Raw genomic sequence first — 17,603 nt, 5'->3', positions numbered from 1 at the left:
TCTCCCGAAGGGGGCGAGGGGACAGGGTCTGAAGGGCGCCTTCACCCCACCAGACGTGCGGCACCCCCCGAGGTTGCGCCCGGGCCGGGAGTTTCTCCGGAGGCCGGCGCGCGGGGGCGCCGGTGGTCGGAGCGGTGTCGTCAGTCGTCGCCCAGGATCTCGCGGAAGTGCCGGTTCACCGCCATGAGGCCGCCGTCGACGCGGAGGGTGGTGCCGGTGATCCAGGCGGCGTCGGGGGAGGCGAGGAAGGCGACGGCGGCGGCGATGTCCTCGGGGGTGCCGACGCGGCCGAGGGGGTAGGCGCGGGCGCCGAGGGCGGCGAGCTGCTTCTCGCGGCCGGACCAGGAGGGGGTGGCGACGGTACCGGGGTTGATCCGGTTGACGCGGACGCCGAGGGGGGCGGCCTCGCCGGCCAGGGTGCGGGTGTAGGAGCCCAGGGCCGCCTTCGCGGCGCTGTAGGCGTGGTCGCCGAAGTCGGCCTCGGCGTTGACCGAGCCGATGACGACGATCGCGCCCCGGGTGTCCGCCAGGTGCGGGAGGGCGGCCCGGGAGCAGTGGACGGCGCCCAGGAGGGTGCCGTCGAGCTGGCGGCGCCAGTTGTCGTCGGGGTCGTCGACGAAGGGGACGAAGGCGTTGTTGACCAGGACGTGGAGGGCGGGGAGTCCGCCGATCAGCCGGTCGATCCCCGCGCGGTCGGTGATGTCGAGGCGGTGCGCCGTGGCGTGCGGGAGGCCGGCCGCCACCTCGCGGGCGGCCTCCTCGTCGATGTCCGTGACCAGGACGTGCGCGCCTTCCGCCGCCAGGCGGCGGGCGGTCGCCGCGCCGATGCCGCTGCCCGCGCCGGTGATCAGGGCCGTCTGTCCTTCGAAGCGGTTCATGTGCCCCATCAGAGCAGGGACTTGACCGCCCTCACCAGAGCCTGGGCGCGCGGGTCGGAGGTGACGGTCTTCCGCATGCCGTTGGTGACGTAGGCGAAGGCGGTGCCGGACTCCGGGTCGGCGAAGGCGAGGGAGCCGCCGCGGCCGGGGTGGCCGAAGGAGGTGGGGCCGAGGAGGGGGGAGGCGGAGCCGTGGAGCATGTGGCCGAGGCCGAAGCGGGTGCCGACGAGGAGGACGCGGTCGGTGCCGGCGGATTCCTCGGTGCGGGCCAGGGCGAGGGTCGCGGGGGCGAAGAGGCGGGGGGTGCCGTCGGGCAGCGGGCCGAGGGCGGCGGCGTAGAAGCGGGAGAGGGCGCGGGCGGTGGCCACTCCGGCCGAGCCGGGGAGTTCGGCGGCGCGGTAGGCCGGGTCGTTCTCGTCGGGCTTCGGGGTGATGACCTCGAAGGCGCGGCGGGTGAGGGAGCCGGGGTCCTGCCACGCCTCGGTGACCGAGCGCTTGGGGCGCAGGCGGAGGGCGCCGGTGTCCTCGGGGGCCTCGACCGGGGCCAGGCGGCCGACGCGGTGTTCCTCGGCGGCCGGGAGGCCGATCCACAGGTCCAGGCCGAGGGGGGCGGCCAGTTCCTCCGCGACCCAGCGGCCGAGGGTGCGGCCGGTGACGCGGTGGACCAGGCCGGAGAGCAGCCAGCTGAAGGTGTGGGCGTGGTAGCCGTGGGCGGTGCCGGGCTCCCAGACCGGGGCCTGGGCGGCGATCGCGGCGGTGGACGCCTCCAGGTCGATGGCCTCGGCGAGGGTGAGGGGGCGGTCGAGGACGGGGACGCCCGCCTGGTGGGCGAGGAGCTGCCGTACCGTCACCCGGTCCTTGCCGGCCGCCTTGAAGGCGGGCCAGTAGGTGGCCACCGGGGCGTCCAGGTCGAGCCGGCCGCGCTGGTGGAGGAGGAGCGGGACGGCGGCGGCGACGCCCTTGGTGGCGGAGCGGACGACCTGGGCGGTGCCCTCCGTCCAGGGGGCGGTGCCGTCGGCGTCCTTCGCGCCCGCCCACAGGTCGACGACCTTCTCGCCGTCGCGGTGGACGGCGACGGCCGCGCCCTTCTCGCCGCGCTGCTCGAAGTTGCGCAGGAACGCGTCCCGGACCGGCTCCCAGCCGGGTGCCACCGTGCCCTGGACCTGGACGTCCACCTGATCCACCTTCGTCCTTCCGTACGAACCGGGTCCCATGGTCTCAGGCGACGGAACCCGGGACGAAGCCGAAGGGCAGTTCGAGGCGGTGGCGGGCCATGAGCTCCTCGTCGGAGAGGATCTCGCGGGTCGGGCCGTCGGCGGCGATCACGCCCTCGCTGAGGACGAGCGAGCGCGGGCAGAGCTCCAGGGCGTACGGCAGGTCGTGGGTGACCATGAGGACGGTGACGTCGAGCGCGCGCAGCACGTCGGCGAGCTCGCGGCGGGAGGCCGGGTCCAGGTTGGAGGACGGCTCGTCGAGGACGAGGATCTCCGGCTCGGTGGCGAGGACGGTCGCGACGGCGACCCGGCGCCGCTGGCCGAACGAGAGGTGGTGCGGGGGACGGTCGGCGTAACCGGCCATGCCGACGCGGTCGAGCGCCTTCTCCACGACCGCGTCCAGCTCGGCGCCGCGCAGCCCGGCCGCGGCGGGGCCGAAGGCCACGTCCTCGCGGACGGTCGGCATGAAGAGCTGGTCGTCCGGGTCCTGGAAGACGATGCCGACCTTCCGCCGGATCTCCGCCATGTGCTTCTTGCCGACCGGCAGTCCGGCGACGGTGACGCTGCCCGCGCCGGCGGCGAGGATGCCGTTGAGGTGGAGGACGAGCGTGGTCTTGCCGGCGCCGTTGGGGCCGAGGAGGGCGACCCGTTCGCCCCGTCCGATGGTCAGGTCCACGCCGAAGAGGGCCTGGTGGCCGTCGGGGTAGGCGTAGGCGAGGCCGCGCACGTCGAGGGAGGGGGCGGTGGTCATGGTGGTCATCCCAGGAGGGCGAGGAGGCAGATCGGGAGGGCGGTGAGCGGCAGCGCGAGGGCCGCCGCCCACTGGGCGCGGGCGACGGGCCGCTCGTCGAGGACGGGCAGGGTGCCGGTGTAGCCGCGGCTGACCATGGCGAGGTGGACGCGCTCGCCGCGCTCGTACGAGCGGATGAAGAGCGCGCCCGCGGACTTGGCGAGGACGCCCCAGTGCCGGACGCCCGACGCCTCGAAGCCGCGGGAGCGGCGGGCGACGGACATCCGCCGCATCTCGTCGGTGATGACGTCCCCGTACCGGATCATGAAGGAGGCGATCTGGACGAGCAGCGAGGGCAGGCCGAGCCGCTGGAGGCCGAGGATCAGGGAGCGCAGCTCGGTGGTGGCGGCGAGGAGCACGGAGGCGGCGACGCCGAGGGTGCCCTTGGCGAGGATGTTCCAGGCGCCCCACAGGCCGGGGATGCTCAGCGGGACGCCGAGGACGGTGGTCTGCTCGCCGGGGACCACGAAGGGCATGAGCAGGGCGAAGGCGACGAAGGGGATCTCGATGACGAGCCGGCGGAGCAGGAAGCCGGCCGGCACGCGGGCGAGCGCGGCGACCGCGCCGAGCAGCGCCGCGTAGAGCCCGAAGGCCCAGACGGCCTCGCGGGGTGTGGTGACGACCACCAGGACGAAGCCGAGGACGGCGACGAGCTTGGTGTGCGGGGGCAGGCCGTGCACCGGCGAGTCCCCCCGCCGGTACAGCTTGTGCGCGTGGCCCGCTCCCATCGTCAGACCCGGGCGCCGGTCTCGGCGGCGGCGCGGCGGCGGCGGACGGCCCAGAAGGCGCCGGTGCCGACGGCGAGGGTGACGCCGACGCCGATGACGCCGGCGAGGCCGCCGGAGAGGCGGGCGGAGTCGACGCCCCTGACGCCGTAGTCGGCGAGCGGGGAGTCGGCGGTGGCGTGCTCGTACTCCTCCGCCTTGGCGTCGATGCCCTGGTCGGCGGCGACCTTCTCCAGGCCGTCGGGGCTGGCGGAGGCGTAGAAGGAGACGACGCCGGCGAGGACGAGGGCGGTGACGACGCCGCCGATCCACACCTTCTTCGGGCTCTTCGGGACGGCGGCGGGGGTCTCGGCCGGGGCGGCGTCGACCAGCTCGCCGTCGACGCGGAGCTTCAGCGGGGCGGTGAGGCCGCGGGCGCCGTGGACGAGGTCGGGGCGGACGGCGAGGACGGCGCCGACGGTGAGGGCGGTGATGACGGCCTCGCCGACGCCGATGAGGACGTGGACGCCGAGCATCGCGGTGAGGACCTTGCCGATCGGCACGTCGGTGGTGCCGCCGACGGCGTAGATCAGGGTGAAGGCGGCGGCCGAGGCCGGTACGGAGACGAGCGCGGCGACGAAGGTCGCGGCGGTGACGCCGCCCCGGGTGCGGGGCAGCACGAGCCGCAGGCCGCGGAAGAGGAGGTGGGCGACGACGACGGTCACCACGCCCATGACGGTGATGTTGACGCCGAGGGCGGTGAGGCCGCCGTCGGCGAAGAGGACGCCCTGCATGAGGAGGACGACGGCGATGCAGAGGACGCCGGTCCACGGTCCGACGAGGACGGCGGCGAGCGCACCGCCGAGGAGGTGGCCGCTGGTGCCGGCCGCGACCGGGAAGTTGAGCATCTGGACGGCGAAGACGAAGGCCGCGACCAGGCCCGCGAGCGGGGCGACCTTCTCGTCGAGTTCCTTGCGCGCACCCCGCAGGCTGACCGCCACGGCGGCTGCGGCGGCGACGCCGGCGGCGGCGGACACGGGGGCGTTGATGAATCCGTCAGGTACATGCACGTACCGAATGATGAGCGCAGCTGCAAAAGACTTGCAAGAGCGCCTGGATCACAAGATGGCGATGTGAGGCCGGACACGTCGGGAGTGAGCCGGGCATATGCGGGGAAGAATGCGACATCAAGGAGCAAATCGAACCGCAGCGTGGCTCGCACCGCTCCAGGACACCGGACCGCTACAGCTGAGGAGCCACCGATGCGCGCCGTCGAGGACCACGCCCGAGGCCGCCTGATCAGTGACGCCCCGGTCGCCCGGGCCGTCCCCGTCGCCCTCCGCTACGACCCCGGCTTCTCCCCCGCCACGGTCCGCTTCGCCCTACCCGGCGGCGTCGAGTGGTCCTTCCCCCGCGCCCTCCTGGAGGACGGGCTGCGCGAGCCCGCGCACCGGGGCGACATCGCGGTGTGGCCGTGCGGCCGGGCCCAGACGGTGGTCGAGTTCCACGGCGCGGACCTGGTCTCCGTCGTCCAGTTCGACAGCGTCGCCCTCACCCGCTTCCTGGAACACACGTACGCCGCCGGCGCGTCGTCTCTCACGACACGCTGACGGCGTACGACCGCGTCGGCTCCCCGTCCCCACAGGTCCCGGCGCGGTCCGGGGCGCGCCCCCCGCTCAGGGGCCGCCCCGGGGACTACGGGGGCGTCACGCCTTCACGAGGTCCGGCTTCCGGTCCGCGGCGGCGTCCTGGGCGGCCAGCCCCTCGCCCTCCACGTCCACGTTGGGCAGCGCCCGGTCCAGCCACTTCGGCAGCCACCACGCCTTGTGGCCGAGGAGCGCGAGGACGGCCGGGACGATCGCCATGCGGACGACGAAGGCGTCGAAGAGGACGGCGACGGCGAGGCCGAAGCCGATCATCTTGATCATCTGGTCGCTCATGCCGATGAAGCCGGAGAAGACCGCGATCATGATCACCGCGGCGGCGGTGACCACCCGGGCGCTGTGCCGGAAGCCGGTCACGATCGCCTCGCCGGGCCGCTCGCCGTGGACGTACGCCTCGCGCATCCGGGTGACGAGGAAGACCTCGTAGTCCATCGCGAGGCCGAAGACGACGCCCACCATGAAGATCGGCATCATCGACATGATCGGGCCGGTCTGCTCGACGCCGAACAGGCTGCCCAGCCAGCCCCACTGGAAGACCGCGACGACGGCGCCGAGGGCGGCGACCACCGAGAGCAGGAAGCCGAGGGCCGCCTTCAGGGGCACCAGGACCGAGCGGAAGACCACGGTCAGCAGGACGAAGGCGAGGCCGACGACGAGGGCCAGGTAGGGCACCAGGGCGTCGTTCATCTTCTGCGAGAAGTCGATGTTCATCGCGGTGGCGCCGGTGACGAGGACGTCGTCCCCGGTGGCGTCCCGGATGTCGTGGACCAGGGTCTCGGTGGCGCCGGAGGACGGGCGGTCCTTCGGGATCACCGTGATCATGGCGGCGTCGCCGGCCTTGTTGGGCGTGGCCGGGGTGACGGCGGCGATGCCGTCGAGTCCCTTGATGGTGGTGACCGTCTTCTCGGCGGTGGCCTTGTCGCCGTCGACGACGACGAGCAGCGGGCCGTTGAAGCCGGGGCCGAAGCCGTCGGACAGCAGGTCGTAGGCGCGGCGCTCGGTCGCGGAGACCGGCTTCACGCCGTCGTCCGGGAGGCCCATCTCCAGGGAGGCGGCCGGGATCGCGATGGCGCCGAGGCCGAGGACGCCGGCGAGCAGCACGAAGACGGGGCGGCGGATGACGAAGCGGGCCCAGCGGGTGCCGGCGTTCGGCTTCGCGGCCTTCGCGGCCTCCTCGGGGTTCTGGGCGCCCTTGCGCTGCTTGCGTCCGATGACCTTGTCGCCGGCGAAGCCGAGCAGCGCCGGGATCAGGGTGAGGGCGATCAGGACGGCGATGACGACGGTGCCAGCGGCGGCGAAGCCCATCTTCGTCAGCATCGGGATGTTGACGACGGCGAGGCCGACGAGGGCGATGACGACGGTGAGGCCGGCGAAGACGACGGCCGATCCGGCGGTGCCGGTGGCGCGGCCGGCGGCCTCCTCCTTGGTCCGCCCGTCCGCCAGTTCGGAGCGGTAGCGGGAGACGATGAAGAGGGCGTAGTCGATGCCGACGGCGAGGCCGATCATCATCGCGAGCGTGGAGGTGGTGGAGCCGAGGTCCAGGACGTTGGCGAGCGCGGTGATCGTGGAGACGCCGATGCCGACGCCGATGATCGCGGTGAGCAGCGGCAGTCCGGCCGCGACGAGCGAGCCGAAGGTGATGACGAGGACGATGCCGGCGATGACCACGCCGACGATCTCGCCGGCGCCGGTCTCGGGCATGGTCTGGAGGGCGTCGCCGCCGACCTCGACCGTCAGGCCCTTGCCCTGCGCCGCGTGTCCGGCCTGGGTCAGCGCCTCGCGGGTCTCGTCGGTCAGCTCCATCCCGTTGACCTTGTAGGCGACGGAGACGTAGGCGGTGGAGCCGTCCCGGGAGACGGCCTGGGCCGTGTACGGGTCGGTGACGGAGACGATCTGGTCCGAGCCGGACTTCAGCGCGGCGACGGTCTCCTCGACGACGGCCTTGGGGGCCGCGTCGTTCATGGAGCCGCCGTCGGGTGCCTTGAAGACGATCCGGGCGGTGGCGCCGTCGGCGCCGGCGCCGGGGAAGCGCTCTTCGAGCAGGTCGAAGGCGCGCTGGGCCTCGGTGCCGGGGATGGAGAAGGAGCTGGAGGTCGCGGCGGGCGCGGTGGCGGCGCCGACTCCGGCGAGCGCGAGGAGCGCCACCCAGAGGAGGGCGACGAGCCGTCGGCGCCGGAAGGCGGTGCGGCCCAGCTTGTACAGGAAGGTGGCCACGGGTGCGTACTCCCATAGTGGGGCGGGACAGGGCATGGGGAGCCGGCCCGACGGCGTGAGCGGTGCGCAGTCAGGTGGAGCAGGGGACTTACGGGTGGGGCGGGTCAGACGCCGAGTGAGGGGAGCACGACGGCGTCGACGTAGGCGCTGAGGAAGGCGCGGTCGACCGGCTGGTCGTCGACCAGCGGGCGGGCGACGAACGCCCCGATCAGCATGTGCGGGACGAGCTTGAGCGCCGGATTGTCCGGGTCGATCTCGCCCCGCCGGACCGCACGGGCAAGGACCTCGTCGAAGCCGTTCAGCTCGGGTTCGACGAGCAGCTCGCGCAGGGCCCGGTGCAGGTCCGGGTTGTCGTGGACGGCATGGGCCAGACCCCGCATCAGCGCGGTGTCCTTCTCCATCTGGCAGTCGTCGGTGAGGTCCATGAGGGCCTGGAAGTCGCCGCGCAGCGAGCCGGTGTCGATCTCGGTGAGGCTGACCGGCTTGTTGTGGCGCAGGGCCCGGGCGACCAGCTCCGGCTTGCTCCCCCACTGGCGGTAGAGGGTGGCCTTGCTGGAGTGGGTGCGGGCGGCGACGGCGTCCATGGTGAGGGCGTCGTAGCCGACCTCGCGGAGGAGGTCGAGGACGGCCGCGTACAGCTCGGACTCCCGCTCGGGGGTCAGTCTGCTGCGGGCCATGCCGTACCTCCGGACCGAACGAAACGGTTTCGTACTCTTCGTACGGTACGAAGGTACCCCTCCTCCCAGCGAAACGAAACCGTTTCGTACGTGTCCTGGGCCACACCGGCTCCGCTGTACGGGTTGCCGCACCCCCTCCGCGCGGAAAGCATGAACGGGTGAGTGACGACGTGGCCTACCTCCGCTTCCCGCACCTCCACGACGACCTGCTGTGCTTCACGGCCGAGGACGACCTCTGGATCGCCCCGCTCGTGCCCGAGGGCCATCGCCCCGGGCGCGCCTGGCGACTCACCGTCGACCGCACCCGGGCCGGGCACCCCCGCTTCTCCCCCGACGGCCGCCAGATCGCCTACACGAACTGGCGCAGCCTCGACCCCGAGATCCACCTGGTGCCCGTCGACGGCGGCCACGCCCGGCAGCTCACCCACTGGGGCTCCACCGACACCCGCGTCTGCGGCTGGTCGCCCCCGGACAAGGACGGCCGCTCCGACATCCTCGCCGTCTCCTCGCAGGGCCAGCCCTTCTCGTACTTCTCCTGGGCGTACACCGTCGCCACCGACGGCTCCCCCGGCGGCCGGATGCCCTGGGGCCCGGTCTGCGACATCGCCGTCCAGGACGTCGAAGGCGAGCGCCGCACCCTCCTGCTCACCGGCACCCCGCCGCACGAGCCGGCCGCCTGGAAGCGCTACCGGGGCGGCGCCACCGGCCGCCTCTGGCTCCACGGCGAACGGCTCCTGCCCGACCTCGGCGGCCACCTCGCCGACCCGATGTTCGTCGCCGCGCCGCCCGGCGAGGACGGGTACCGGATCGCCTTCCTCTCCGACCACGAGGGCGTCGGCAACCTCTACTCCTGCCGCCCCGACGGCACGGACCTGCGCCGCCACACCGACCACGCCGACTTCTACGCCCGGCACGCCTCCTCCGACGGACGCCGGATCGTCTACCAGTGCGCCGGCGAGCTGTGGATCGCCGAGGACCTGGGCGCCGGCGCCGCACCGCGCCGCCTGGAGGTGCGCCTCGGCGGCCAGCGGGCCGGCCGCCGCCCCTACCAGGTGCCCGCCGCCCAGCACGTCGACGCGCTCTCCGTCGACGAGACCGGCCGGGCCAGCGCCGTCGGCGTGCGCGGCAGCCTGTACTGGCTCACCCACCGCGACGGGCCCGCCCGCGCCATCACCGACACCCCCGGCGTCCGCGTCCGGCTCCCCGAGATGCTGGGCAGCGGCGGCCAGATCGCCTACGTCACCGACGCCGAGGGCGACGACGCCGTCGAGATCGCCTACCTGCCCCGCGCCAGCGGCGACCGGCCCCCGCGCCGACTCGCCGCCGGGGAACTGGGCCGGGTCGAGGAACTCGTCGCCGACCCCGACGGCGAACGCCTCGCCATCGCCTCGAACGACGGCCGGCTCCTCCTCGTCGACGCCACCGAGGAATCCAACGGCGAGGTCACCGAGCTGATCCGGTCCGTCAACGGCCCCGTCCGCGACCTCGCCTTCTCCCCCGACGGCGCCTGGCTCACCTGGTCCCACCCCGGCATCGGCCGCTCGCTGCGCTCCATCAAGCTCGTCCGGATCTCCGGCCCCGGCCCGCGCACCGTCATCGACGTCACCAACGGCCGCTTCGAGGACGAGAACCCCGTCTTCACCAGTGACGGCCGCTACCTCGCCTTCCTCTCCTGGCGCGGCTTCGACCCGGTGTACGACGTCCACACCGGCGACCTGTCGTTCCCGCTCGGCTGCCGCCCCTACCTGGTGCCGCTCTCCTCCGCGACCCTCTCCCCCTTCGCGCTGCTGCCCGACGGGCGCCCCGCGGCCGGCGGCATGGACCCGGCCGACGACGGCGCCGACAGCGGCGACGGCACGGTCACCGTGGAGATCGAGGGCCTGCCCGACCGGGTCACCCCCTTCCCGGTCGCCGCCTCCAAGTACTCGGCGCTCGCCCCGGTCACCGGCGGCGGGCTCGTCTGGCTGCGCTGGCCCATCTCCGGCGCGCTCGGCGAGACCTTCGCCAACCCCGCCGACACCTCCGGCCGCCCCACCCTGGAGCACTTCTCCGTCGCCAAGGCCCGCCGCACCGAACTCGCCCGCGACCTCGACTGGTTCGCGGTCAGCGGCGACGGCAGCCGACTCGTCGTCTTCGACGAGGGCGAGCTGCGGGCCGTCCCCGCCACCGAGGCCGGCGACGGCGACTCCACCGTCTACCTCGACCTGCGCCGCGTCCTCCACGACGTCGACCCCGGCGCCGAGTGGCGCCAGTCCTACGACGAGGCGGGCCGGATCGTCCGCGCCTACTTCTGGGAGCCCGGCATGGGCGGCGTCGACTGGGACGCCGTCCTCGACCAGTACCGGCCGCTGCTCGAACGGGTCGCCTCCCCGGACGAGTTCGCCGACCTGCTGCGCGAGGTCATGGGCGAACTCGGCACCTCGCACGCCTACGTCACCCCCGCCCGGCGCAACGAGGGACCGCCGCACTACCAGCGCCCCCAGGGCCTGCTCGGCGCCAACCTCGTGCCCCGCGACGGCGACTGGGTGGTGAAGCGGATCCTGCCCGGCGAGTCCTCCGACTCCAAGGCCCGCTCCCCGCTGGCCGGCACCGGCATCCGCGAGGGCGCCGCCCTCACCCACGTCGACGGCCGGCCCGTCGACCCCGTCGCCGGCCCCTACCCGCTGCTCGCCGGCACCGGCGGCACCACCGTCGAACTCACCTTCACCCCGGCCGGCGGCGAGGGCCGCTCCCGCCGGGTCGCCGTGGTCCCGCTGATCGACGAACGCCCGCTGCGCTACCAGGACTGGGTCGCCAAACGCCGGGCCGTCGTGCGGGAGCTGAGCGGCGGACGCTGCGGCTACCTCCACATCCCCGACATGGGCGGCTCCGGCTGGGCGCAGTTCAACCGCGACCTGCGCATGGAGGTCTCCCGGCCCGCCCTCATCGTCGACGTGCGCGGCAACGCCGGCGGCCACATCAGCGAACTCGTCGTGGAGACCCTCACCCGGAAGATCATCGGCTGGGACCTCACGCGCAACGCCCAGCCCGTCAGTTACGCCTCCAACGCCCCGCGCGGCCCCGTCGTCGCCCTCGCCGACGAGGCCACCTCCTCCGACGGCGACATGATCACCGCCGCCTTCAAGCTCCTCGGCCTCGGCCCCGTCGTCGGACAGCGCACCTGGGGCGGGGTGGTCGGCATGACCGGCCGCCACAAGCTCGGCGACGGCACCCAGATCACCGTGCCCATGAACGCCGCCTGGTTCACCGAGTGGGGCTGGTCCGTGGAGAACCACGGCGTCGAGCCCGACGTCTCCGTCCTGCGCACCCCCCTCGACTGGGCCGAGGGCCGGCACGCCCAGCTCGACGACGCCGTCGACGCGGCCCTCGCCCTGCTGGACGCCGAACCCGCGGCGAGCCCGCCCGGCTACGAGGGCGCGCCGGACCGCTCCCGCCCGAAGCTGCCGCCGAGGTCCAGCTCGTAGGAGATCCCGGTCCCCCCGTCGTCCATCACCGCGCCGCCGACCGCGCCGAAGCCGACCCGGGCGAGCACCGCCCGGGACGCGGCGTTCTCCTTCGCCGCCCCGGCGTGCAGCCGGCGCAGCCCGTACTCCTCCACGGCGAGCCGGCAGACCTCCAGGACGCCGCGGGTGGCGAGCCCCCGGCCGGTGGCCGCCTCCGCGATCCGGTAGCCGAGCTCGGCCGCTCCGTCGGCGACGTCGACCAGATTGATCCGGCCGAGGATCGCGCCGTCCTCGGCCACCAGGACGTGGAAGTGGACCGTCCCCTCCTCCTGCTCGTCGAGCAGGGCCCGGAGGCGGGCGTCGAACTCGGCGAAGTACGCGTCCCCCCGGTCGGCCACGGTGGCGGCGAAGAAGGCCCGGTTCTCCCGCTCGAAGACGAGCAGGGCCGGGGCGTGGTCGGGGCGCAGGCGTTCGAGTACGACGGACATGGAGGGAGCGTACGAAGATCCCCGGGCGGGCGCGCGGGAGTTACGCCCTGGGCGCACAGACACCTCGGGGCGGCTCGCGCGGAAGCCGGGGGTCCGCGCGAGGCACCCCCTGCGGAAGCCGGGGTCCGCGCGGGCCGCCCCGGACCGGAAACCCGGGATCCGCCCAGGCCGCTCCGGACCGGAAACCCGTGGTCCGCGCAGGTTGCCCCGGACCGGAAACCCGTGGTCCGCGCGCGGACGCGCGGAAGGCGCACCCGGCGTCCCGGGTGCGCCTTCCGTGGCAGGACGGGCGTCAGGCGTCGTCGCGGCCGGAGCGCTCGCGCAGCTCCCGCTCGGCGCGCTCCTTCGCCTCCTGGGCGCCGTCACGGGCCTGCGAGGCACGCTGGGACGCCTCGTCCTTGGCGTCCCTGCCCTTGCCCTGGCCCATGGCCTGCTTGCCGCGGTCGGCGAGCTCCTGCGCCTTGTCCTGGAACTGGTCCTTGATGCCCATGAAGGTTCACTCCTAGACGGGTGTGAGGGGTGCGGGGGCGGCTTGCCCCCGGGCCTCGACCAGCCTTGCACGAGCGAACATTCCACGCATTTCGATCAGTTACGCTGCGTGCCGCACGGCCTCAGGCCTTCTCGGTCCGCGCCTGCTCGTCCGCCGCTCCGCCCGCGCCGACCAGGCCCTTGGAGACCGAGGCCAGCCGGGGCTCGAACCGCCTCATCTCGCGCTGCCCGACCGTGGCGATCACGCTCGGCAGGTAGCCGCGGACCGACTGCATCCCGCGCAGCCACCACTGCGCGTACACATGGGCCGAGCGGCGCTCGATGCCCGCGACGATCCGGTCCACGGCCGGGCCGAGCGGGTAGGTGCGGTTCGACGGCCACGGCAGCCGCTGCCGCAGCTCCTTCATCACGTCGTCCTGGTCCGCGCCCCGCACCATGTCGGTGTCGGTCCAGGAGAGATAGCCGACGCCCACCTTCACGCCCTTGTACGCGACCTCGGCCCGCAGGCTGTGCGCGAACGCCTCGACGCCCGACTTGGAGGCGCAGTAGGCGGTCATCATCGGGGCCGGGGTGATCGCGGCGAGCGAGGCGATCTGGAGGAAGTACCCCCGGGACTCCATGAGGACCGGCAGGAAGGCGCGGCCGGTGACCGCCCCGCCGATCAGGTTGACCTCGATGACCCGGCGCCAGGCGACGGGGTCGGAGTCCACGAACGGGCCGCCGGCCGCGACGCCCGCGTTGGCGACGACGACGTCGACCTTGCCGAACCGCTCCTTGACCTCGGCGGCGACCCGGGCCATCGCCTCGTGGTCGGTGACGTCCGCCTCCCACCAGTCGGCCTCGGTGTGCAGCCGGCCGGCGACCTCCTTGAGGAGTTCCGGCTCCAGGCCGACGAGGGCGATCTTCGCGCCGCGCGCCGAGAGCTTGCGGGCGAGCAGCTCGCCCACGCCGCGGGCGCCGCCGGTGACGACCGCGACCTGTCCTTCCAGGCTGACCCTGCTCATACCCCTGCCTCCTTGCCGGTCGGGTGCGCTCCGAGATACGTGAGCGTCAGTTCGCGGATCTGCGCGGTGACGGCCTCCGGGGCCTCGACCGGCGTCATGTGGCCCATGCCGGCCAGTTCGGTCAGGCCGGCGCAGTGCGGCAGCGCCTCGGCCAGGGCCCGGGAGTGGACCGGCGGGGTGAGCCGGTCGGCGGTGCCGACGAGCACGGCGGCCGGGACCCTGAGCTCCCGGACGTCCGCCTCCAGATTGAGCCCGGCGAGCACCTGGGACCAGCCGTGGCGGGACGGGCGCGGGCAGGCGTGCACGATCCGGGCGCAGGCGTCGACCCGGTCCGGCGTCGAACCCGGTCCCATCGTGGCGTACTTGAGGATCTTCCTGGAGATCCCGTTGACCGGGCCCAGCGGCGCCTTCGAGCCGAGGACGGCGCCGGTCAGCCGGGTGCGCAGCCCGCCGGGCCCGAGCGGCACCACGGTCGCCTCGGCGGTGAGCCGGGACGGGCCGGTCGAGCAGAGCAGGACGGCGGCGGCGTGCTGGACGAAGCCGGGCCGGCCGGCCGCGGCCATGATCGTCATGCCGCCCATGGAGTGGCCGGCGACCACGGCCCGCTCGCCGGGGCCGAGGGTGGCGGCGAGCACCGCCTCCAGGTCGTCGGCGAGCGCGGTGGTCGAGTAGCCGCCGGGGGCGGGGACCGGGGAGCGGCCGTGGCCGCGCTGGTCGTAGGCGATCACCCGGTGGTCGGCGGCCAGGGCGCGGATCTGCTCGGCCCAGAAGCCGATGGAGCAGGTCCAGCCGTGGGCGAGGACGACGGCGGGCGCGCCCTCGGGGCCGTACACCTCGGCGTGCAGTTCGGCGCCGTCGGCGGAGCGGACGGTGAGCGCGCGGGGTTCGGGGAGCCGTATCACTGGGCGGCCTCCTTCTTGCGGGCGGCGCGGCGGGCGGCGGGGGCGGGGGTGGCCCCGACCGGCTTCGGTGCGCGGACGACCTCGTACTCGGAGAGGTCGACCTGCCGGGTCTCGCGGCGGAACTCGCCGGTGGTGCCGGGCCACAGGGTGGTGTTGCGGCCGTTGGCGTCGAGGTACCAGCTGTCGCAGCCGCCGGCCTTCCAGACGGTCTTCTCCATCCGGTTCTGGACCTTGCGGTTCCAGGCGTTGACGGCGGAGGGGCGGACGGCGAGGGCGGACCGGCCGCCGAGCACGTTCAGCTGGCGCAGGTAGTCGGCCATGTAGTTCAGCTGGGACTCGATCATGAGGATCATGGAGGAGTTCCCGAGGCCGGTGTTGGGCCCGATGATCGTCATCCAGTTGGGGAAGCCGGCGGCGGTGGCGCCGCGCAGCGCCTCCATGCCGTCCTTCCACGCCTCGGCGAGCGAGACGCCGTCGGCGCCGATGACGCGCGGGGCGATCGGCATGTCGGTGACGTGGAAGCCGGTGCCGAAGACGATCGCGTCGACCTCGGTCTCGGTGCCGTCGGAGCCGACGACCACATCGCCGCGGACCTCCTTCAGGCCGCCGGCGACGACGTCGACGTTGGGCTGGGCGAGGGCCGGGTAGTAGGCGTTGGAGAGCAGGATCCGCTTGCAGCCGATGCGGTACGAGGGGGTCAGCTTGGCCCGCAGCACCGGGTCCTTGACGGACTTGGCGATGTTGGCCTTGGCCAGCTTCTCGACCAGGCCCAGCTCGCCGGGGTGCTTGGTGAAGGCGCCGACCTGGAGCTCCCGGATGCCCCACAGGATGCCGCGGCGCAGGGCGGCGGTGACGGGCAGCTTCCGGTGCAGCCAGCGCTCGGGGCCGGTGATGGCCCGGTCCATGCGGGGCATCACCCACGGGGGCGTGCGCTGGAAGAGGGTCAGCTTCGCGACGTCGGGCTGGATCGCGGGCACGATCTGGATGGCGGAGGCGCCGGTGCCGACCATGGCGACGCGCTTGCCCCGCAGGTCGTAGTCGTGGTCCCAGCGGGCCGAGTGGAAGACCTTGCCGGTGAAGCCGTCGAGTCCGGGGATGTCCGGGATCTTCGGGTCGGAGAGCGGGCCGGTGGCGGAGACGACGACGTCGGCGCTGAAGGAGCCGGAGCTGGTCTCGATGCGCCAGCGCAGCTCGTCGGCGTCCCACTCCATCCGCAGCACCTCGTGGTTCAGCCGCAGGTGGGGGCGGATGCCGAAGGTGTCGGCGACGTGCTCCAGGTAGGCCCGGATGTGCCGCTGGCCGGAGAAGGTCCGGGGCCAGTCGGGGTTGGGCGCGAAGGAGAAGGAGTAGAGGTGCGAGGGCACGTCGCAGGCGCACCCGGGGTAGCTGTTGTCCCGCCAGGTGCCGCCCACGGAGTCGGCCCGCTCCAGGACGACGAAGTCGGTGATCCCCTCGCGGCGCAGCCGGACGGCGGCCCCGAGCCCGCCGAACCCCGATCCGATCACCGCCACCCGAACGTGCTCGTGCTTCGCCATGCCGCCTCCCGTGCGCCTGGCTGATACCGCCAGCAATCACTGGCACAGTCGGGACTGTAGAGCAGCTCCATACCGAGCGGTAGGGGTCCGACGAGGGAAAGTTACCGGCGGTACAACATAGGCTGACGGGTGTGGCAGAACGATCGGGGAACCCACCTCACGAGTACCGGATGGCAGAGCTGGCCGAAGCGGCCGGCATCACCGTCCGCACGCTCCGCTTCTACCGCGAGCGCGGCCTGATCCCGCCGCCGCGCCGCGAGGGCCGCATCGCCTGGTACGACGAGCACCACCTGGCCCGTCTCCGCACCATCGCCGCCCTGCTCGAACGCGGCCACACCCTCACCGGCATCGCCGACCTGACGACGGCCTTCGAATCGGGCCGGGACGTCGGCGAGGTCCTCGAACTCGGCCCCCCCACCGAGGAGGAGCCCGTCCGCCTCACCCCCGAGGAACTGGCCGACCACTTCGACGGCGAGGTCACCCCGGAGAACCTCGCGGCGGCCCTCGACCTCGGCTACCTGGCGACCGACGGCGAGGAGATCGTCCACGTCAGCCGCCGCCTCCTCGACGTCTCCGCCGCCCTCGTCCGCGAGGGGGTCCCGCTCGCCGAGGTCCTCAAGGCCGGCGCCCGCGTCCGCGAACACGCCGAGGCCCTGGCCGCCCTCTTCGCCGAGGCCCTGGGCCCCCACGTCAAGGACGGCGACCTGAACCGCCTGCGCCCCCTCGCCAAGAACGTCGTCGAGGCGGAACTCTCCCTGGCCCTCGACCGCCGCCTGCGCGGCTGAGACCGCTACAGCTCGTACACGGCGGTCACCGGCGCGTGGTCGCTCCACCGCTCGGCGTGGGTGGCGGCCCGCTCGACGTACGCCTTGACCGCCTTGGCGGCGAGCCCGGCGGTCGCCATCTGGTAGTCGATCCTCCACCCCGAGTCGTTGTCGAAGGCACGGCCCCGGTAGGACCACCAGGAGTAGGGGCCCTCCTGCTCGGGGTGGAGGGCGCGGACCACGTCGACGTAGCCGCCGTCGGTCTCGTCCAGGACGCGGGTGAGCCACTCGCGCTCCTCGGGGAGGAAGCCGGCGCTCTTGCGGTTGGCCTTCCAGTTCTTGAGGTCGGCCTCGCGGTGCGCGATGTTCCAGTCGCCGCAGACCACGACCTCGCGGCCGTCGGCGGCGGCGCGGACCCGCAGCTCCTTCAGGTAGGGCAGGAACTCGCCCATGAACCGGTACTTCTCGTCCTGCTTCTCCGTCTCCGCCTCGCCGGAGGGGAGGTAGAGGCTGGCGACGGTGACACCGGGCAGGTCGGCCTCGATGTAGCGGCCGGAGCCGTCGAACTCGCTCGACCCGAAGCCGACGCGCAGGGCGTCCGGCTCGCGCCGCAGGTAGAGGGAGACGCCGGCCCGGCCCTTGGCGGCGGCGGGGGCGTGCGCGGTGAACCAGCCCTCGGGGGCCCGGACCTCCTCGGGCAGCTGCGACTCCTCGGCGCGCACCTCCTGGAGGCAGACGGCGTCGGCGGAGGTCCCCGCCAGCCACTCGACGAAGCCCTTCTTGGCGGCGGCGCGGAGACCGTTGACGTTCGCGGACGTGACAGTGAACATCCCGGGA

The 17,603-nt window shown here is 73.7% G+C and carries 16 protein-coding genes; 3 read left to right on the top strand and 13 right to left on the bottom strand.

All coding sequences use genetic code 11. From position 1 onward, the window contains the following. Nucleotides 1-140 precede the first annotated feature (140 nt). From IE321_RS19330 to IE321_RS19310, 5 genes are read right to left on the bottom strand one after another with little or no spacing between them, the layout of a single operon-like run. Nucleotides 141-887, bottom strand: coding sequence for an SDR family NAD(P)-dependent oxidoreductase (locus IE321_RS19330; protein WP_370531625.1), 747 nt, complete (start codon nt 885-887; stop codon nt 141-143). Next, nucleotides 887-2,092, bottom strand: coding sequence for a serine hydrolase domain-containing protein (locus tag IE321_RS19325; protein WP_190223851.1), 1,206 nt, complete (start codon nt 2,090-2,092; stop codon nt 887-889). The genes IE321_RS19330 and IE321_RS19325 overlap by 1 nt, the downstream gene beginning before the upstream one ends. A gap of 4 nt (nt 2,093-2,096) precedes the next feature. After that, nucleotides 2,097-2,852, bottom strand: coding sequence for an energy-coupling factor ABC transporter ATP-binding protein (locus IE321_RS19320; protein WP_079022208.1), 756 nt, complete (start codon nt 2,850-2,852; stop codon nt 2,097-2,099). Then, nucleotides 2,849-3,610: a cobalt ECF transporter T component CbiQ gene (cbiQ, locus tag IE321_RS19315; protein ID WP_190223850.1), complete on the bottom strand. Its 762-nt coding sequence runs from the start codon at nt 3,608-3,610 to the stop codon at nt 2,849-2,851. The genes IE321_RS19320 and cbiQ overlap by 4 nt, the downstream gene beginning before the upstream one ends. Nucleotides 3,611-3,612: 2 nt before the next feature. Continuing rightward, nucleotides 3,613-4,656: an energy-coupling factor ABC transporter permease gene (locus IE321_RS19310; protein ID WP_190223849.1), complete on the bottom strand. Its 1,044-nt coding sequence runs from the start codon at nt 4,654-4,656 to the stop codon at nt 3,613-3,615. A gap of 192 nt (nt 4,657-4,848) precedes the next feature. On the opposite strand from IE321_RS19310, the gene IE321_RS19305 reads away from it, so the two are divergent. Further along, a complete protein-coding gene (locus tag IE321_RS19305) occupies nt 4,849-5,196 on the top strand; it encodes an SsgA family sporulation/cell division regulator (RefSeq protein WP_043226655.1) in 348 nt (115 codons plus the stop codon). Between the two features lie 96 nt (nt 5,197-5,292). On the opposite strand, the gene IE321_RS19300 is transcribed toward IE321_RS19305, so the two are convergent. Both IE321_RS19300 and IE321_RS19295 read right to left on the bottom strand, forming a co-directional pair. After that, nucleotides 5,293-7,464: an MMPL family transporter gene (locus tag IE321_RS19300; protein ID WP_190223848.1), complete on the bottom strand. Its 2,172-nt coding sequence runs from the start codon at nt 7,462-7,464 to the stop codon at nt 5,293-5,295. Nucleotides 7,465-7,568: 104 nt separating this feature from the next. After that, a complete protein-coding gene (locus IE321_RS19295; RefSeq protein WP_190223847.1) occupies nt 7,569-8,141 on the bottom strand; it encodes a TetR/AcrR family transcriptional regulator in 573 nt (190 codons plus the stop codon). 158 nt (nt 8,142-8,299) lie between these two features. On the opposite strand from IE321_RS19295, the gene IE321_RS19290 reads away from it, so the two are divergent. Further along, a complete protein-coding gene (locus tag IE321_RS19290) occupies nt 8,300-11,605 on the top strand; it encodes a S41 family peptidase (protein ID WP_190223846.1) in 3,306 nt (1,101 codons plus the stop codon). Here IE321_RS19290 and IE321_RS19285 read toward each other — a convergent pair. The 5 genes from IE321_RS19285 to IE321_RS19265 form a co-directional block, all read right to left on the bottom strand. Then, nucleotides 11,548-12,072 carry a GNAT family N-acetyltransferase gene (locus IE321_RS19285; protein WP_190223845.1) on the bottom strand — a complete coding sequence of 175 codons (525 nt, stop codon included), beginning with the start codon at nt 12,070-12,072 and terminating at the stop codon, nt 11,548-11,550. The genes IE321_RS19290 and IE321_RS19285 overlap by 58 nt on opposite strands. A gap of 292 nt (nt 12,073-12,364) precedes the next feature. Beyond that, nucleotides 12,365-12,562, bottom strand: a complete 198-nt coding sequence (locus tag IE321_RS19280) for a hypothetical protein (RefSeq protein ID WP_190223844.1) — start codon at nt 12,560-12,562, stop codon at nt 12,365-12,367. Between the two features lie 121 nt (nt 12,563-12,683). Continuing rightward, nucleotides 12,684-13,565, bottom strand: a complete 882-nt coding sequence (locus tag IE321_RS19275) for an SDR family oxidoreductase (RefSeq protein ID WP_190223843.1) — start codon at nt 13,563-13,565, stop codon at nt 12,684-12,686. Further along, the gene (locus IE321_RS19270) at nt 13,562-14,467 is read right to left on the bottom strand and encodes an alpha/beta fold hydrolase (protein ID WP_043226666.1); all 906 of its coding nucleotides are present in this window, start codon (nt 14,465-14,467) and stop codon (nt 13,562-13,564) included. The genes IE321_RS19275 and IE321_RS19270 overlap by 4 nt, the downstream gene beginning before the upstream one ends. Beyond that, the gene (locus IE321_RS19265; protein ID WP_043226668.1) at nt 14,464-16,002 is read right to left on the bottom strand and encodes a flavin-containing monooxygenase; all 1,539 of its coding nucleotides are present in this window, start codon (nt 16,000-16,002) and stop codon (nt 14,464-14,466) included. The genes IE321_RS19270 and IE321_RS19265 overlap by 4 nt, the downstream gene beginning before the upstream one ends. A 170-nt stretch (nt 16,003-16,172) precedes the next feature. On the opposite strand from IE321_RS19265, the gene IE321_RS19260 reads away from it, so the two are divergent. Then, on the top strand, nt 16,173-16,787 hold the full coding sequence (locus IE321_RS19260) for a MerR family transcriptional regulator (RefSeq protein WP_190223842.1): 615 nt from the start codon (nt 16,173-16,175) through the stop codon (nt 16,785-16,787). Between the two features lie 5 nt (nt 16,788-16,792). Here IE321_RS19260 and IE321_RS19255 read toward each other — a convergent pair whose 3' ends face one another. Continuing rightward, nucleotides 16,793-17,596, bottom strand: a complete 804-nt coding sequence (locus IE321_RS19255; protein WP_190223841.1) for an exodeoxyribonuclease III — start codon at nt 17,594-17,596, stop codon at nt 16,793-16,795. Between the last annotated feature and the right edge of the window lie 7 nt (nt 17,597-17,603).

The sequence above is a fragment of the Streptomyces hydrogenans genome (assembly GCF_014656075.1).
Lineage (GTDB): Bacteria > Actinomycetota > Actinomycetes > Streptomycetales > Streptomycetaceae > Streptomyces > Streptomyces hydrogenans.
The sequence above is the reverse complement of the archived record's forward strand: the minus strand, read 5'-3'. Positions and strand labels throughout refer to the sequence as shown.

What these genes read in the sequence shown, in the direction of transcription:
- IE321_RS19330 (WP_370531625.1), bottom strand. Translation starts at nt 887, where the DNA reads ATGGGGCACATGAACCGCTTCGAAGGACAGACGGCCCTGATCACCGGC.
- IE321_RS19325 (WP_190223851.1), bottom strand. Translation starts at nt 2,092, where the DNA reads ATGGGACCCGGTTCGTACGGAAGGACGAAGGTGGATCAGGTGGACGTC.
- IE321_RS19320 (WP_079022208.1), bottom strand. Translation starts at nt 2,852, where the DNA reads ATGACCACCATGACCACCGCCCCCTCCCTCGACGTGCGCGGCCTCGCC.
- cbiQ (WP_190223850.1), bottom strand. Translation starts at nt 3,610, where the DNA reads ATGGGAGCGGGCCACGCGCACAAGCTGTACCGGCGGGGGGACTCGCCG.
- IE321_RS19305 (WP_043226655.1), top strand. Translation starts at nt 4,849, where the DNA reads ATGCGCGCCGTCGAGGACCACGCCCGAGGCCGCCTGATCAGTGACGCC.
- IE321_RS19295 (WP_190223847.1), bottom strand. Translation starts at nt 8,141, where the DNA reads ATGGCCCGCAGCAGACTGACCCCCGAGCGGGAGTCCGAGCTGTACGCG.
- IE321_RS19285 (WP_190223845.1), bottom strand. Translation starts at nt 12,072, where the DNA reads ATGTCCGTCGTACTCGAACGCCTGCGCCCCGACCACGCCCCGGCCCTG.
- IE321_RS19280 (WP_190223844.1), bottom strand. Translation starts at nt 12,562, where the DNA reads ATGGGCATCAAGGACCAGTTCCAGGACAAGGCGCAGGAGCTCGCCGAC.
- IE321_RS19275 (WP_190223843.1), bottom strand. Translation starts at nt 13,565, where the DNA reads ATGAGCAGGGTCAGCCTGGAAGGACAGGTCGCGGTCGTCACCGGCGGC.
- IE321_RS19265 (WP_043226668.1), bottom strand. Translation starts at nt 16,002, where the DNA reads ATGGCGAAGCACGAGCACGTTCGGGTGGCGGTGATCGGATCGGGGTTC.
- IE321_RS19260 (WP_190223842.1), top strand. Translation starts at nt 16,173, where the DNA reads ATGGCAGAGCTGGCCGAAGCGGCCGGCATCACCGTCCGCACGCTCCGC.
- IE321_RS19255 (WP_190223841.1), bottom strand. Translation starts at nt 17,596, where the DNA reads ATGTTCACTGTCACGTCCGCGAACGTCAACGGTCTCCGCGCCGCCGCC.